A 14408-nucleotide genomic window follows, 5' to 3' on the forward strand; every position below is an offset into this window, starting at 1 on the left:
CCAGCACAGAGCAGCTCAGAACAGGGCCGCCATCAACCGCCGGCGGGCCTTGATCACCCGGTCGTCATCCGCGCCGACGACCTCGAAGAGCTCCAGCAGATGCAGCCGTACCGCATTCCGCTCGTCCCCAGCCGTGGTCTGCACCGTGCTGATCAGCCGCGCGAACGCGTCGTCGACGTGCCCGCCCATCAGATCAACATCGGCGACCAGCAGCTGCGCCTCGACGTCGGCCGGGTTGTCCGCCGCCCGCGTCCGGATGTCCGCCGGCACGTCCTGCGTACGCTTCACCAGCTGCACCCGTGCCAGCCCGGACTTCGCCTCGGCATCGTTCGGCGTTTCCTTGAGCAGTTCCTCGTACGCCGCGATCGCGCCGTCCAGATCGCCCGCGCCGACGGCGTTCTCCGCCTTCTCGTACCGCGGGTTCGGCGCGTCCTCTTCGACGTCCTCCTCGGGCGCCGGCGCACCGACAGGCTCCGCCCGCCCGGTGATGCCGTTCGCGACCGCGACGGTCAGCAGCTGGTCCAGGTACTGCTTGGCCTCCGGCTCGCCGACTGCGCCCTGGAACAGCGGGACCACCTGACCACGCAGCACCGCGATCACCAGCGGTACGGTCTGCACGCCGACGGCCTGCGCCAGCTGCGGGTTCGCGTCGATGTCGATCCGGGCCAGCAAGAACTTCCCGGCGTACTCGGTGGACAGCTTGGCCAGCACCGGCCCGAGCGCGACCGACGCCTGCGAACGCGGCGACCAGAACTCGACCACCACCGGCACCTGCAGCGAACGCTCGATCACGTCGCTCTGGAAGGTCGGCTCCGACACGTTCAGCACGTACGCACCGGCGGCCGCGGGGTCACCGGGCGCGGCAGCACCAGGCGCGCCCGCGCCGGCAGGTGCACCGGCGGGCTTGCGCAGGGACGACAAGTCGATCGCCCCGGGACGGGAGAAGTTGGACTGGCTCACCACTGTCCTCGCATTCCGTACGCGCTACGAACGTTCACGGGTCTATCTTCTACGACGCCGCCGGAGCCTGCTGCGGCCGGGTCGTCATCAGCAGCCGGGCCAGGCCGCTTCGGGTGCCGGCGACCGCCAGCCGGTCCCCTGCGCGGAGCGGCCGCTCGTACGCCGGGGTCCAGTCCCACGTGCCGCCCACGTCCTGCCGGGCGAGCACTCGCAGGCCGCCGGCCTCGTCCAGTTCGCCGAGCCGGCGGCCGACCGCGACCGAGCCGTCCTCGACGGTCACCTCGGTCAGCAGCAGCACCCGCCGACCGGCCGGTACGGTCACCTGACTGCGCCGGTTCGCGACCGCGGCGGCGATGGCCGGCGCGACCAGCATCGACACCGACCGGCTGTGCCCGAGCCCGAGCCGCCGCTCGACCCGCTGGGCCAGGTCGTGGTCGAACATCCGCATCGTGATCCGGGCCTCCGGATTCAGGTCCCCGGCCACCATCGCCGACTCCAGGTTGGTGATGTCGCCGTCGGTGATCGCGAGCACCGACTGACACCGCTGGACGCCGGCCGAGCGCAGCGTCTCCTCGTTGCTGCTGTCCCCGATCACGACCGGGATCTTCAGCCGGTGCGCGACCTGTACGCCCGGCGCGTCCTCGTCCTGGTCGACCCCGACCACCGCGACACCACGCTCGGTCAGGATCTCCAGGACCCGCGCACCGACCGTACCGAGACCGCAGACGACGACGTGATTGCGCGGCCGCCCGCGAACGCCGCCGATGATCCGGGACAGCCGGGCACCGATCAGCGAGTCGACCACGACCGCGGTCAGCAGCGCCATCAGCACGATCCCGGTCAGCTGGACCAGCACCGCGCTGACCTTCACCCACGGCGCGGCGTCGTTGAACTTGTCGTCGTCGATCCCCGCCGACGTCACCACACCGGCCGCCAGGTACAGCGCGCGCCACCACTCGATGTTCCCGAAGAAGTGCACCACGCCCGTACCGGCCGCGACCAGGAACGCCATCACAGCGGCGATCTTGCGTACGCGGCTGTCGAAGATGTCCCGCATCGCCATCAGCCACCCGGCGGGCCGGACGTCCCGCGCCCGCCACAGCGTGCGTACGCCGGTCCCGAGCACGATGTCGCCCTCGGGGTCGGCGCTTGTCACCGGCAACAACTCGGGTGTCGCCGACGAGGTGGTGTCCGCGAGCACGGTCAGATGCGGCTCACGGATCAGGTCGGCCTGCCCGACGACCAACCGCCGGCCACCGAGATCGAGCCAGGTCAGCTCGTCGTCCTCCAGCGCGTCCGACACGAACGCCGGCGCGGCCAGCCAGGGACCGTTGATCACCACGCAGTCGCCGAGCAGGCTGTTCAGCTGCTTGCCCAGCCGCGGGTTCACCATTTGCACGATGATCCGCAGGTCCGGGTCCATGTCGCGGGCGGTCAGCGCGGTGTGCACGTTGTGCACGTCGTCGTTGTCCAGCAGTACCAGCGCCCGGGCGGTCGACGGCTTCCCGTCGTCGTCCGCGTCCACGCCCGCGCGCCGCAGCAACGACTCGCTGATCACCCGCGCACCCATCACGGTCGCGCCCAGCTCGCCGATCCGGTCGTAGTGCCGGGAGGCGGGGTTCACGATCGCGGTCACCCGCTCGCCGGAGCTCACCAGCTCGGTGACCACCCGCAGCATCGTCCGGTCCGAACCACAGACCACCACGCGACGCCCGGCCTCCGGGCCTGCTACCGCCGGTACGAGTTCCTCAGAAGCGGGCGGGCTCCCGGTACTCGCCCCACTGTTCCCGAAGAACGTGACAGATTTCCCCCATCGTGGCCTCCGCACGCACTGCCTCCAGCATGGGCTCGATCAGGTTGCCAGTGCCGCTGGCCGCCTCCACCAGAGCCGACAGCGTACGCCGGACCAGGTCCTCGTCGCGGTGCGCCTTGCGTTCCGCGAGCACCCGGCACTGCTCGACCTCGACCTCGTGCGAGACCCGGAGGATCTCCAGCTCGCCGGACACCGTGTCGGTGAGGGTGTTCACCCCGACGATCTTCTTCTCGCCCTTCTCCAGTTTCTGCTGGTACTCGAACGCGGCGTCGGCGATCTCCGCCATGAACCAGCCGTCCTCGATACCGCGCAGAATCCCGCCGGTGATCGACTCGTCCGGGCTCATTTCCTTGATCCGCGCGAAGATCTGCTCGGCTTCCGCCTCGAGCTCGTCGGTCAGCGCCTCCAGGTACCAGGAGCCGCCGAGCGGGTCGGCGACGTTGGTGACGCCGATCTCCTCCATCAGCACCGACTGGGTCCGGAGCGCGATCTCGGCCGACTCCTCACTCGGCAGCGCGAGCGTCTCGTCGAGCGCGTTCGTGTGCAGCGAGTTCGTCCCGCCGAGGATCGCGGCCAGCGCCTCGACCGCGGTGCGTACGACGTTGTTGTACGGCTGTTGCGCGGTCAGTGAAACCCCGGCGGTCTGGGTGTGGAACCGCAGCCACTGCGCCTTCTCGGTCTTCGCCCCGTACACATCGCGCAACCAGCGGGCCCAGATCCGGCGCGCGGCGCGGAACTTGGCGATCTCCTCGAAGAAGTCCAGGTGGCTGTCGAAGAAGAACGACAGCCCGGGCGCGAACACGTCGACGTCCAGGCCGCGGGACAGTCCGAGCTCCACGTACCCGAATCCGTCGGCGAGTGTGTACGCGAGCTCCTGCGCCGCCGTCGATCCGGCCTCACGGATGTGGTACCCGGACACGCTGAGCGGCTTGTAGGCGGGGATCTTCGCCGCGCAGTACTCCATCAGGTCGCCGATCAGGCGCAGGTGCGGCTCCGGCGGGAACAGCCACTCCTTCTGGGCGATGTACTCCTTGAAGATGTCGGTCTGCAGCGTCCCGTTGAGCTTGGAGATGTCCGCGCCCTGCCGCTCGGCCGCGACCAGGTACATGCAGAACGCCGGCACCGCGGGACCGGAGATCGTCATCGAGGTGGTGACGTCCTGGAGCGGGATGTCCTTGAACAGCCGGTCCATGTCGACGGCCGAGTCGATCGCGACACCGCAGTGCCCGACCTCGCCGAGCGACTTCGGTTCGTCGGAGTCGCGGCCCATCAGCGTCGGCATGTCGAAGGCGACCGACAGGCCGCCGCCACCGCCGTTCAGGATCATCTTGTACCGCTCGTTGGTCTGCTCGGCGTTGCCGAAGCCGGCGAACTGCCGGATCGTCCAGGACCGGCCGCGGTACCCGGTCGCGTACAGCCCGCGGGTGAACGGGAACTCGCCCGGCCAGCCGATCCGCTCCATCCGCGGGTCGTCCACCCCGTCCGGCGGCCCGTACACCGGGGCGACCTCGGTGCCGGACAGCGTGCTGAAGTCCGCCTCCCGCTTCCGGGCCGCGTCGTAGCGCTGCTGCCACCGGCTCCGGCCGGCCGCGATCTGCTCGGCATCCATCAGTCAGACCTCCTCGGGACTGCTCCCAAAGTACTAGGACGTCCAACTAAATTCCAAGTCACCCAGCGAGCCGGACCTCCCGGCGCCGCGACTGCTCGCGTGGGTCGGGGACGGGAGCGGCGGCGAGCAGGCGGATCGTGTACGGGTCCTGCGGGCTGCGCAACACCGACTCGCGGTCGCCGTGCTCGACCAGCTTGCCGCCGCTGAGCACCGCGACCCGGTCGCACACCTGATCGACCACGGCGAGGTCATGGCTGATGAACAAACAGGCGAAGTGCAGGCGATCCTGCAGTGCGCGGAGCAGTTCGAGTACGGTCGCCTGCACCGAAACGTCCAGCGCCGAAGTCGGCTCGTCCGCGATCAGCAGCCCGGGATCGAGCGAGATCGCCCGCGCGATCGACACCCGCTGACGCTGACCGCCGGACAGCTCGTGCGGGTACCGGCCGGCCCACGCCCGCGGAAGCTCGACGCTCTCCAGCAGTTCCTCGACCCGCCGGCGCAACTCGGCACCGCGTACGCCCCGATGCACCGCGAGTGGTTCACCGACGGACTGGCCGATCGTGGATCGCGGGTTCAGCGAACCGGCCGGGTTCTGGAACACGACGCCGATCCGCGACCGGGTCTGCCGGAGCACCGACGACGACGCGCTGGTGAGCGCCTGCCCCGCGACGTGTACCTGGCCGGACGTGATCGGTGCCAGACCGAGTACGGCCTTGCCGATCGTGGACTTGCCGGAACCGGATTCACCGACCAAGCCGGTGATTTCGCCGGCCCGCAGGACGAGGCTCACGTTGTCGACCGCACGCACCGTCCGGCCCCGGCGGCCGCGGTACTCGACGACGAGCTCGTCGATCCGCAACGCCGCGTCGTCCGGACCGGCCGGGATCTCCGCGGACTCCCGCAGACCGCCGCGCGGCACCGCATTCAGCAGCGCCTTAGTGTACTCCTGCGTGGGATGGTCGAACAGCTCATGGACTTCGGCTGTCTCGACCACTGAGCCCTTGCGCATCACGACGACGCGGTCGGCCACGTCCGCGACCACGCCCATGTCGTGGGTGATGATCATGATCGCGCCGGAGATCCGGGTGCGGATCGCGAGCAGTACGTCGAGGACTTCCTGCTGGACTGTTACGTCGAGCGCGGTCGTCGGCTCGTCGGCGATCAGGAGCTCTGGGTCGCAGGCGAGTGCGATCGCGATCATGACGCGCTGGCATTGGCCGCCGGAGAGTTGGTGGGGGTAGTACTTCAGGCGGCCTTCGGGGAGCTCGACCATGCGGAGGAGTTCGACTGCGCGTTCGCGGGCCGCGCCACGGGAGAGTTCCGGGCGGTGCGTGCGGATCATCTCGACCAGTTGGGCGCCGATGGTGAAGACCGGGTCGAGGGCGCCGGACGGGTCCTGGAAGATCATCGCGATCCGGCGGCCGCGGAGGGCGGTGAGCTCGGCGCGGGACATGGACAGTACGTCCGTACCGCCGAAGATGATGCGGCCGCCGGGGCGGGCGTTGTCGGGTAGGAGGCCGAGCGCGGCCAGGGCGGTGACGCTTTTGCCGGAGCCGGATTCGCCGACGACCGCGAGCACTTCGCCGGCGCGGACGGCGAAGCTGACCTTGTCCACCGCGCGCTGGGTGCTGCCGCCGACCGAGAAGTCGATGGTCAGCTCTTCGAACCGCAGAACCTCATCGCTCACTCGCCGTCCTCCTTGTCGAGCTTGTCGCGGTACTCCTGCCAGTCGGCCAGCATCTTCCGGTGGTAGGACGCCAGCCACTCGAAGTAGTTACGCGCATTCCGGAGCCGCTTCGCCGGACCTGGCATGCCTTCCGGAAGCTCCGCGAGCATCTGCTCGAAGATCTGCTGCTGTTTGTTGAGCGAACGCCGCTCACCGGCCAGGAAACTGCCCCAGACATCGTCGTCGACCTTGAAGTAGTGATTGCGGTCGCCGGGTACGGCGTGGCGCGCGATGAAGCCGAGGTCGATCAGTCGCCTTGTCGTGCTGGAGATCGACCCGGCACTCGCGGACAGTGCCCGGGCCAGCTCAGCCGACGACACGTACGGCCGGTTGCACACCATCAGATAGCCGAGCACCCGGCCTTCCATCCGGGCCGAGCCGGCCAGCTCACGGATCAAGGCGAACTGCTCGACGAACTCGACCCGCCGCGGGTCGTCCTCCCAGGCGTCGTCGTCGATCGGGTTGTCGTCCGCCATCAGAGCCTCCCCTGGGCCGCACTCGCGATCTGTTGGGTGCGGCGGGATCGGAAGGTTTCTACTGGCCAGCGGGAGCTGCCGCCGTAGCGGACTTGGGTTGGCCGGCCGTTGGTGTCCCAGGTGTACTGCACCTTTTCGCCGATTGATCCGTAGCCGGCGGCGGGGACGATCGCGAGGGTGTTCTCGTCGATGACCTGCAGTTCCTCGTAGCTGTCGGTCGGGTCCGGCGCGCCCGGGAAGTACGCGACCAGCCGCCCGCCGAGCAGCGAAATGCTCAGTACGCCCATCAGGTTCGCGAAGTTGCCGCAGAACCGCTGTGCGTCGATGTCGCTCGGCACCTGCGTGTCCGCCGGAGCGTCCGCGGCCAGGTTCAGGAGCTTCACCACGCCGGTCGCCAGCGACTCGGCCGGCCCGCCGACGCAGTTGGTCAGTACGGACACCACCAACTGATCCACCGGGTCGATGAACGTCCGCGTGATGTGCCCCGGGTACCCACCGCTGTGGCCGACCAGCCGCCGGTCGCCGACCTTCGAGATGATCATGCCCAGCCCGTACCGGCCGGCCTCACGCCCGTGCGTGGTGATCACGCTTTCGTCGCGCTGCATCAACCGCTTGCTGGCGTCGCTCACCAGCTGATCGTCCCCGAAGAAGTGCGCGGCGCCGTAGACGGTCAGCTCTTCGGCGGTCGAGTAGAAGCCGGTCGCGGCCGCCATCGCGCGGGTGTCGACGTGCGGGATCAGCTCGCGGACGTCGCTCCCGTCGAGCAGTCCGGTGTGACCGCCCGCGTACTCATCGGCTCGCCGTACATCCAGCTCCGCACCGGTCTTCTTCAGCCCCAGCCGGTCCACGATGTGCGTTCCCACGTACTCGCCGTACGACGATCCGCTCGCTGACTCGATCACCAGGCCGAGCAGCGAGTACCCGATGTTCGTGTACTTGAAGTACTCGTTGCGCTCGAACACCTGACCGTTCGACCGGCACAACTCGATCAACGCGTCCCGGTCCGGGAACGGGTCCATCAACTGCCAGTAGTCCTTGTCCACGCCGTCCCGGATCACGCCACCCTGGTGACCGAGCAGCTCCCGCACGGTGATCGGCCCCAGCGCGGTCCCAGCCAGCTCAGTCACGTACTGCTCGACCGGATCGTCCAGCCGCACCTTGCCCTGCTCGACCAGCTGCATGATCGCCGTCGCGGTGAACGTCTTGCTGTGCGAGGCGATCCGGAACAGGTGATCAGTACGCAGCGGTGTGCCGGCCACCTCGTCGCTGTACCCGAGCGCGGCCGACCAGACCAGCTCGTCGCCCACCCGGATCGCGACCTGCACCCCTGGCGTCCGCAGATAGCGGCGCTGGTACTCCAGCCAGCGCTCGATCGCCGGAACGGCTTCCAGGGCGGTGCTGACATCGAACCCGGCCGGGGCGGCGGGGCGGGTAGCGGGAGACATGACGGCATCCGATCTGTTGTGGCTGACATGGGTGGTCATTCAGGAGCGTCCCTTCGGGTTCACCGCGTCGCGGAGTACGTCGCCGAGGGTGATCAGGCTCAGTACGGTCGCGGCGAGGAAAGCACCGGGGTAGATCAGCGTGTGCGGCGCCTGCTGGAAGCGTGACTGCGCGGTGGCGAGCTGCAGGCCCCAGGAGATCGACGGCGCCCGCAGGCCGAGGCCGAGGAAGGTCAGCGTCGACTCGGCCACGATCACGCCGCCGACCGTCAACGTGGCAACGGCGAGGACAGGACCGATCGAGTTCGGCAGGACGTAGTGCGTGAGGATGCGGGTGGTCGGGAAGCCCATCGCCTTCGCGGCCTGCACGTACTCCGCGTCGCGGGTCGAGCGGACCGTCGTACGCACCATCCGGGCCAGCGCCGGCCAGGAGAACACCGCCAGTACGAGGGAAACCGACAGCACCGAACGTTCGCCGAGACTGTTCAGTACGACGATCGCGCCGAGCAGGAACGGGAATCCGAGAAACACATCGGTCAACCGGGCCAGTACGGAGTCCGCCCAGCCGCCGACGTACCCGGCGATGGTGCCGACCAGGACCGCGATGACGAGCGCGATCAACGTACAGACGAGGCCGACGGACAACGAGGCGCGGGCGCCGTGGACAACACTCGAGTACACGTCGCAGCCCTGCAGATCCTGGCCGAACGGATGACCCGACGAGGACGACCGCGCGCTGGCGGAGATGTCGCAGGCGCGTGGATCGACGCTGGTGAACAGCTGTGGAAAGACGGCCATCACGACCAGGACGGCGAGCACGCCGAGCGGCAGCCAGAACAGTACGCGCCGGCGCACGGTGGCCCAGACGCCGCGGCGCGCGAGTACGTCGTCCTCGACGGTTTGCGCGAGCACCTGGTCAGTCATGGCGAATCCTCGGGTCGAGGAGGGAGTTGAGCAGGTCGACGACCACACTCGTCAGCAGGAAGATCAGGATCAGCGCGGTCGCGATGCCGACCACGGTCGGTCCTTCGTGCACCCGGATCGACTCGAACAGCAGCTGGCCGACGCCGGGCAGGTTGAAGATCCCTTCCGTCACCACCGCGCCGCCGAGCAGCGCGCCCAGGTCGATCGCGAGGTAGGTCAGCACCGGGATCGAGGAGTTCCGCAGGACGTGTACGCCGATCACCTGCCGCCGGGACAGGCCCTTGGCCCAGAGCGCGCGGACGAAGTCGGAGCTCATCGTGTCGACCACGCTCCCCCGGGTCAGCCGGGCCACCGCGGCCAGGCCGTAGATCGCCAGAACCGTTGCCGGCAGCAAGTAAGACGTCGGCCAGCCGTCGCTGACACCCGCGATCGGCAGGATCGACAGCTTCACGCCGAACACCAGCTGGGCGGTCACCGCCATCACGAAGATCGGCACCGACGCGATCAGGATGGTCAGGATCAGCACGCCTCGGTCGATCCAGGTGTTCTTCCGCAGCCCGGCGACCAGGCCGAGCCCGACACCGATCACGACCTGGATCACCCAGGCCGTCAGCGCCAGCCGGATCGTCACCGGCCAGCGGCTCGCCAGCCGCTCGGCCACCGACCGGCCGCGGAAGTCGACGCCGAGGTCGCCGGTGACCAGATGGCCGAGATAGCGCAGGTACTGCGACCAGAGCGGATCGTTCAGGTGGTACAGGTCCCGGATCCGTTCGACCACGGCCGGGGACAGCGGCTGATCACCGCCGAGACTGGAGATCGGGTCGCCGGGCAGCGCGAACACCGCCGCGTAGATGGCGAACGTGACCCCGAAGAACACCAGGACGAGCTCGATCAGCCGCCGGAGGGTGAAGCGCAGCATCAGTCCGCCCTTCTCCGGACAGCATCCAGCAGCGCGAGCGCCGCGGCGTACTGCACTCCGACCAGGTCCTTGATCGGGATCGTACGCAACTGGGCGTCCAGCGTGGCGGCCTCGTTCTGCCACTCGCGGTACAGCGCGCGCATCTGCTGGGCCGGCGGATGCAGCGCGGCCGAGGCGCTGCCGCGGGCGATTTCACCCTCGATGGCGCGCAGCAGCATGCCACCGAACCGCAGCCGGTACATGCGGTTCGTGTCGGGCAGGCCGAACGCCTCCGCGACGGTGGCCCGGCGGCTCGGGTCGACATCCTCCGCTCGCCGCCGGTCCCGCTCCGGGCGGCGGAGCAGGTACGGCAGGAAGGCGGCGATGCCGCGGACCAGCTGAGAGTCGTCCGAAAGGTACGGCCGGGCTTGCTCGAAGATCTCGTTCATTGCCTGGAGATTGGCCTCGAGCTCATCGGCCGCGTCGGCCAGCAACTGCCGGTACGAGGCGTCCGTCTCAGATTGATCGTCCGCCGACGGATGCGTCCAGTACGGCAGCTCGGCGACCAGGCTGATCGTGCCGTGCCGTCCCGCGTACGCAGCTGATGAGTCACCCGAGTGGTTCGGGGTCGGCAGGCCGAGGCGCTCGGCGTAGTCGTACGTCGCCTGGGCCGAGATCATTTCGAAGACGGCTGGGCCGAGCTCGCGTACGGCCGGGGTCTCCGCCTCGCCTAGGTCGAGTGGTAGGTCGAAGGATGCGGCGATTGCATGCAGTTCCTCGACGAAGCCGTCGAGTTCGGCGGTGACGTAGTAGTACACGCCGCCGAGCTCGGTGTTGTGCAGGGAGACCGCGATCGCCGGCTTCAGCTCGTCGATCACCCGCATCAGGGCGAGCGTCTCCGGCAGCACCTGGTCGAAGTACGCGTTCTTGTACTGGAACGGGAACGACCACTCGACCTGCTCCGCGGGCGCCGGGCGATGGAAGTTCGCGCCGTAGTGCACGCGGTTGAACGGGCCGTCGAACCAGCCTTCGTTCAGGCGGGTGCCGTCCGGGTCGATGCAGCCGATGATGTTCCAGCGGCAGGAGCTCCGCAGGTCCGGGTCGGCGCAGAGATCCTCCGCGAGGTGGATCGCGGTCCAAAAGCCGATCGGCTCGTTCGGATGCACCCCGGCGTACACGAGCGCCTGGTCGGGGCCGTCGCCGATCGAGTACATCGTGATCGGGTCGCCCAGCCGGGACGTACCGATCCGTCGCCTGGTGACGAGCTCGGGGTGCTTGCCGGCCAGCGCGTCGAGGCGGGCATTGATCTCGTCGACGCCCGGGAAGTGGTCGAGGTCGGGGACGCGGTGCGCCCGCTCCAGGATGACCTGGAGCGGGGCGCCGTTGGGAACCACAGCCATCAGTTGTCCGCCATGACGGTGTTCTCGAGTTCGAAGGCGCCGGCGCCTTCGATCAGCTTGGCGACCCGGTCCGAGGTCGCGTAGACGTACTTCTCGAAGAACATCGGCGGCGCCGGGAAGTCCTTCATGATCGCCTTCTGCACGTCCACGTAGCCGTCGATCGCCTTTTGCGGGTCGACCTGGGCGTCCGCCTTCGCCAGCAGCTGGTCGATCTGCGGCGTGTAGTGCGGGATGCAGTTCACACAGCCGCCGGCCTTCGTGTAGAAGGAGCGGAGCGTGTTCTGCTGGCTCGCGTACAGGGCGCCCCAGCGGGAGAAGTACGGGCCGCTCAGCTTCCGCTCGTTGCGCAGTTTCTGGAACTCGGGGAAGTCGGTGGTCGGCGTCGCGGTCACGTCCTTGATGCCGAGATTCTGCCGAAGCTGGTTCGCGTACGCGTTGTAGAGATCGTCCAGGCCGGAGCCACCCGGGTACCGGATCTCCATCTTGCCGTCGAACCCGCCCGCCTCGGCCAGCAACTGCTTCGCCTTGGTGGGATCGAACGTGCAGAGCTCGCCGCACAGGCCCTTCGGCGTACCCGGCTCACCCGGCGGGGTCAGCGCGGTCGCGGGCTCCCAGATGCCGCCGTAGATCACGTTGCTGACGGCCTGCCGGTCGATCGCCATCGAGATCGCCTGCCGGACCCGGACGTCCTGGTAGCGCTTGTCCCACAGCGGCAGACCGAGATAGTTCATCCCGAGGCCCTGGAACACGTAGGTGCGGTCGCCGAAGTCCTTCTTCACCTGCGCCATCCGGGCCGCCGGCACGAACAAGATGTCGGTGTTTCCGGCCTGGACGTCGGTGTACGCCGTGGTCATGTCGGTGTACGGCTTGAACACGATCTCGTCGACGGCCGGCTTCGGGCCCTTGTACGCGTCGTACCGCTTGACCGTCATCGGCTCGTTCTCGGTGTAACTGCCGACCATCTCGAACGGGCCGTTGCCGACCGGCTGCTTGGCGAACGCGTCGAAGTCCTTGTACGCCACCTCGGGCAGCGCGAAGAACCCGGACTGCGCCTGCGACAACTGCACCGGGAACTGACCGTCCGGGCTCTTCAGCGTCACCGTGAAGGTCAGGTCGTCGACCACCTTCAGGCCGGACAGCTGCGTGGTCGTGGGCTTGCCCTTCGCCGGGTTCAGCGCGTCGTACCCGGCGATGTTCACCAGCTGACCGCTGTTCTCCCAGGCGTTCGGACCGTACGCGACCGTGTTCCACGCCTTCACGTAGCTCTCGGCGGTGACCTTCTCGCCGTTGTGGAAGGTCCAGTCCGGGCGCAGCTTCACGGTCCAGTGCACGGCGTCGGAGGACTTCACCGACTCGGCGTTCAGATAGGTCACGGACCCGTCGGCCTTGACGTACGTCAGGCTCGCGAACAGCTCCTTGACCTGCGTGAACGCCACGGTCTGGCGGCCCGGGTTGAGGGTCACCGGATCGGACACGGCGAACGAGACCGACTTCGTCCCGCCGGCACCCGACGACCCGGATCCACCACCGGAACAGCCGGTCAGCGCGATGGCACCGGCGAGGAGAACGGCCGCGGCACGCTTCATGAGGTCCTCCAACTGAATCCCGGCCCAGCAGGGGGCGGGCCGGCGTTGATCCCCGATCTTGCGGGCTGCCCCCGATGCAGGTCAATAGCGAAACTTGGGAAGTTTCAGTAGGAAATGAACTTTTAGCACGCGCGTAACACGCGGAACGCGGGCTGTAGCCGGGTGCCGGCGGGTGGTCAGGTGAAGTCGCCGGCGTTGTGGCGGAGGGGTTCGAGGACCGACCAGAGCATGGCCAGCTGGTCGTCGGTGAGGCCGCGGAGGGCGAAGTCGGCGGCGACCAGGTCGGCGGTGGCGCGTTCGACCAGGTCGCGGCCGTCGGGGGTGATCTCGCAGAGGATGGCGCGGCCGTCGTCCGGGTGCGGCGTACGCGTGACCAGGCCGGCCGCCTCCAGCCGGCGGACGATCGACGTGACCGACGTCGGGTGTACCTGCAGCCGCTCGCCCATCTTTCCCAGCGGCAACGACCCGCGCCGGGAGAACGTCAGCAGCACCAGCGCCTCGAACCGCGCGAACGTCAGCCCGTGCTTGCGGAGGATGTCGTCCAGCTCGTTGATCACGATCTGCTGCGCGCGCATCAGCGACGTCACGGCCCGCATCTGCTCGACCGCGCCCCACCGCCGCCCCCACTGCCGCGACGCCTCGTCGATCGGATCGAACGGCAACGCCCTCTTCCTCACCATGTGCGGAACATTAGCCGTTGCTCCATCCGCTGGGCGGGAGAAAACTGTCCGTGGGATCTGCGAGGGTGCGGAGATGGATTATCTGGAGCATCTGCGGGCCGACGGTGCGCGGCTGGGTGCGGTGGCGCGGCGCGGGCCGGAGGCGGCGGTGCCCAGTTGTCCCGGCTGGACGGTGGACGACGCCGTACGGCACGTGGCGCAGGTCTACGTACACAAGGTCGAGGTGCTGAAACACGGGGCGCTCCCCGACCCGTGGCCGCTGGAATTCTCCGGCTTGGAGACCTTCGAGTGGTACGACGAGATGCGCGCGGCGATCGTGGCGGCGCTCGAAGAGGCGGGGACTGAGCGGATCACGTGGACGTTCAGCCCCCGCGACAGCACGTCCGGGTTCTGGTACCGGCGGATGGCGCACGAGACGGTGATCCATCGGGTCGATGTCGAGCAGGCGTTCGACGCGGTGACGCCGATCGACCTGGAGCTGGCGCTGGACGGGATCGACGAGGTGCTCTACCCGACCGTCGGCGGGCCGTGGTGGGAGGAGGGCGACACCAAGTTCCCGGTCGACGCCACCGTCCGGATCGCCGCTGGGAGTCGCTCCTGGACCATCCAGGCCAATGCAACCGCCGTCGATGTGCACCAGGACGCTGCCGGCCTCCACGCACCCGCGGACGCCGGAACCCCAGCTTCGAGCGGGGAGCAGGCGCCGGCTGTGGAGGTTTCGGGGGATCCGATGCAGGTTTATCTCTGGTTGTGGGGGCGGGCCGGGGACGACGCGGTTCAGGTGACCGGCGACCTGGACGTGCTGCGTGCCTTTCGTGGGCGGGTTTCGGAAGCGACGCAGTGACGATGTCCTCCGCGCGGCCGGCTGTTCGTTCCTTTTCCGAGAGACCAAGG

Annotated in this window: 12 protein-coding genes; 1 reads left to right on the forward strand and 11 read right to left on the reverse strand. The window is 68.6% G+C overall.

Annotated features, from left to right (window positions below):
* Window positions 1-15: 15 nt before the first annotated feature.
* From ABD260_RS15645 to ABD260_RS15695, 11 genes are all read right to left on the reverse strand, one after another.
* The gene (locus tag ABD260_RS15645; protein WP_344234243.1) at window positions 16-960 is read right to left on the reverse strand and encodes a tetratricopeptide repeat protein; all 945 of its coding nucleotides are present in this window, start codon (window positions 958-960) and stop codon (window positions 16-18) included.
* A 49-nt stretch (window positions 961-1009) separates the two neighbouring features.
* The gene (locus ABD260_RS15650; protein WP_344234245.1) at window positions 1010-2788 is read right to left on the reverse strand and encodes an NAD-binding protein; all 1779 of its coding nucleotides are present in this window, start codon (window positions 2786-2788) and stop codon (window positions 1010-1012) included.
* Window positions 2709-4382 (reverse strand): coenzyme B12-dependent isobutyryl-CoA mutase large subunit, encoded by a 1674-nt coding sequence (icmA, locus tag ABD260_RS15655; protein WP_344234246.1) that lies wholly within the window; start codon window positions 4380-4382, stop codon window positions 2709-2711. The genes ABD260_RS15650 and icmA overlap by 80 nt, the downstream gene beginning before the upstream one ends.
* Before the next feature lie 58 nt (window positions 4383-4440).
* On the reverse strand, window positions 4441-6069 hold the full coding sequence (locus ABD260_RS15660; RefSeq protein ID WP_344234247.1) for a dipeptide ABC transporter ATP-binding protein: 1629 nt from the start codon (window positions 6067-6069) through the stop codon (window positions 4441-4443).
* A complete protein-coding gene (locus ABD260_RS15665) occupies window positions 6066-6584 on the reverse strand; it encodes a GbsR/MarR family transcriptional regulator (protein ID WP_344234248.1) in 519 nt (172 codons plus the stop codon). Before ABD260_RS15665 ends, ABD260_RS15660 begins: the two co-directional genes overlap by 4 nt.
* A complete protein-coding gene (locus ABD260_RS15670) occupies window positions 6584-8029 on the reverse strand; it encodes a serine hydrolase domain-containing protein (protein WP_344234250.1) in 1446 nt (481 codons plus the stop codon). The genes ABD260_RS15665 and ABD260_RS15670 overlap by 1 nt, the downstream gene beginning before the upstream one ends.
* A 39-nt stretch (window positions 8030-8068) precedes the next feature.
* On the reverse strand, window positions 8069-8950 hold the full coding sequence (locus ABD260_RS15675) for an ABC transporter permease (RefSeq protein WP_344234251.1): 882 nt from the start codon (window positions 8948-8950) through the stop codon (window positions 8069-8071).
* The gene (locus ABD260_RS15680; protein ID WP_344234252.1) at window positions 8943-9869 is read right to left on the reverse strand and encodes an ABC transporter permease; all 927 of its coding nucleotides are present in this window, start codon (window positions 9867-9869) and stop codon (window positions 8943-8945) included. Before ABD260_RS15680 ends, ABD260_RS15675 begins: the two co-directional genes overlap by 8 nt.
* On the reverse strand, window positions 9869-11248 hold the full coding sequence (locus ABD260_RS15685; RefSeq protein WP_344234253.1) for a M14 family zinc carboxypeptidase: 1380 nt from the start codon (window positions 11246-11248) through the stop codon (window positions 9869-9871). The genes ABD260_RS15680 and ABD260_RS15685 overlap by 1 nt, the downstream gene beginning before the upstream one ends.
* Complete coding sequence (locus tag ABD260_RS15690) at window positions 11248-12834, reverse strand: peptide ABC transporter substrate-binding protein (protein WP_344234255.1); 1587 nt, start codon at window positions 12832-12834, stop codon at window positions 11248-11250. Before ABD260_RS15690 ends, ABD260_RS15685 begins: the two co-directional genes overlap by 1 nt.
* 176 nt (window positions 12835-13010) lie before the next feature.
* On the reverse strand, window positions 13011-13514 hold the full coding sequence (locus ABD260_RS15695) for a MarR family winged helix-turn-helix transcriptional regulator (RefSeq protein WP_344234256.1): 504 nt from the start codon (window positions 13512-13514) through the stop codon (window positions 13011-13013).
* 73 nt (window positions 13515-13587) lie between these two features.
* Here ABD260_RS15695 and ABD260_RS15700 point away from each other — a divergent pair, with 73 nt between their 5' ends.
* Entirely contained in the window at window positions 13588-14358 is a 771-nt protein-coding gene (locus ABD260_RS15700) for a maleylpyruvate isomerase family mycothiol-dependent enzyme (protein WP_344234257.1), read from the forward strand.
* The last annotated feature ends 50 nt before the right edge of the window (window positions 14359-14408 follow it).

Origin of the sequence: Kribbella hippodromi (assembly GCF_039531045.1) — a bacterium.
GTDB lineage: Bacteria > Actinomycetota > Actinomycetes > Propionibacteriales > Kribbellaceae > Kribbella > Kribbella hippodromi.